Source organism: Flavobacterium sp. Sd200 (genome assembly GCF_009826935.1).
Lineage (GTDB): Bacteria > Bacteroidota > Bacteroidia > Flavobacteriales > Flavobacteriaceae > Flavobacterium.
This window is the reverse complement of record NZ_WUMN01000024.1, coordinates 1-2,006: the sequence shown is the minus strand read 5'-3', so window position 1 is coordinate 2,006 and position 2,006 is coordinate 1. Positions and strand designations below refer to the sequence as shown.

Here is a 2,006-nt window from a genome sequence, read left to right as displayed (position 1 = left end):
GAATACACTCTGTATTTTCCGGATTATTATAATACTAAGGTATTTAATTTCTATCAATCGGTACAGTCCGATTTTCACGGCTCCATCTGGCAGCCCCCTCAGTTATTATAATGCTTTGTGCCGGTTAGCAGCCGGCTGTTCCTGCATGGTCTTATTACATCCATGCATCATTCAACGCATTATATTAATTGATAATCAATGTTAGACAAAATAATTCATTTCAGCATCAATAATAAGTTTATTATTGGGCTGTTCACTTTGGCATTAATCGTAACCGGAGGGTACTCGCTTTCTAACCTTCCTATGGATGCCCTGCCTGATATTACAAACAACCAGGTACAAATCATTACTACTTCGCCTACGCTTGCCACACAGGATGTAGAGCAATTCATAACCTATCCTATTGAGCTGGCGGTAAAGCCCATCCCGAAAGTTGTGGAACTGCGATCGGTAAGCCGTTTCGGGCTTAGCGTAGTAACCGTGGTATTTGAAGAAGACGCCGACATCTACTGGGCAAGGGCACAGATTTCAGAACGCCTAAAAGAGGCTGAGAACGTTATCCCAAAAAACCTGGGTTCACCTGAAATGGCTCCCATAAGTACCGGCCTTGGAGAAATATACCAGTACGTAGTGTACCCTCAAAAAGGCTATGAGGAAAAGTATGATGCCATGCAGCTACGTACCATACAAGATTGGATCATCAGGCCGCAGCTAATAGGAACCCCTGGTGTAGCAGAGGTTAACACATTGGGTGGCGTACTAAAACAATATGAAATTGCGGTAGACCCGGACAGGCTTAAGAGCATGAACACCACTACTGTTGAGATATTTTCAGCGCTTGAAGCCAATAACGAGAATACTGGGGGGGCTTATATCGATAAGAAACCTTATGCTTATTTTATCAGGGGAATTGGAATGGTAAACGGAATTGAGGATATTAATAAAATTGTCATCAAAAACCAGAACGGCATCCCTGTATTGGTTCGCGATGTAGCCAAAGTACAACTTGGAAGCAGCATACGCTACGGTGCTACCACTAAAGACGGTAAGGGCGAAGAAGTTACCGGTATGGTAATGATGCTTAAAGGTGAAAACAGTGGCCAGGTGGTAGGCCGTGTAAAGGAAAAGATAGAGCAAATAAAGAAATCGTTGCCCGAAGGCGTAACTATTGAGCCGTTCATGGATCGCACAAAGCTGGTGGATAATGCCATCGGTACTGTAGAGAAAAACCTGATAGAAGGCGCGCTCATAGTGGTATTTATACTTGTACTGCTTTTAGGCAACTGGCGGGCTGGCCTTGTGGTAGCTTCTGTTATACCATTAGCATTGCTCTTTGCCATTTGTATGATGAAGTTCTTCAATGTAAGTGGCAACCTGATGAGCCTTGGAGCAATTGATTTTGGTATCATAGTAGATGGTGCAGTAATTATTGTTGAGGCCATTATTCACCGGCTTGAAAATATAAAGAAAGGTACCCTTACCCAGGAAAACATGAATGAGGAAGTTTATGAAGCTTCGTCAAAAATAAGGAGTAGTGCAGCCTTTGGCGAAATCATCATCCTCATCGTTTACCTGCCCATACTCGCTCTTACAGGTACAGAAGGCAAGATGTTTGGGCCTATGGCACAAACCGTTTCGTTTGCTATCCTGGGAGCTTTTATACTGTCGCTTACCTACGTACCGATGATGAGTTCACTGGTACTGAGCAAATCTACCGGGCATAAGCCTAACTTTAGCGACAAAATTATTGCCGCAGCCTACCGTGTATACAGGCCACTCTTAGATGCTGCTTTAAATATAAAAGGCATCATTATAGGCGCTTCTATAACGCTGTTTGCTGTTGCCCTTATTATATTCAATTCGCTTGGCGGAGAATTTATACCTGCCCTTGATGAAGGCGATATTGCCACGCATCTTATTATTTCTTCGGGAAGTTCGCTTTCGCAGGAGATAGAGGCCACCACCAAGGCAGAACAGATATTGCGTAGCAGGTTCCCTGAAATCAA

General features: G+C 43.5%; 1 protein-coding gene. It reads left to right on the top strand.

Annotation, left to right across the window (positions count from 1 at the left end; all coding sequences use genetic code 11):
* Positions 1–198: 198 nt before the first annotated feature.
* A partial coding sequence (locus GR160_RS19195) for an efflux RND transporter permease subunit (protein WP_160751515.1) occupies positions 199–2,006 on the top strand: 1,808 nt, incomplete at its 3' end.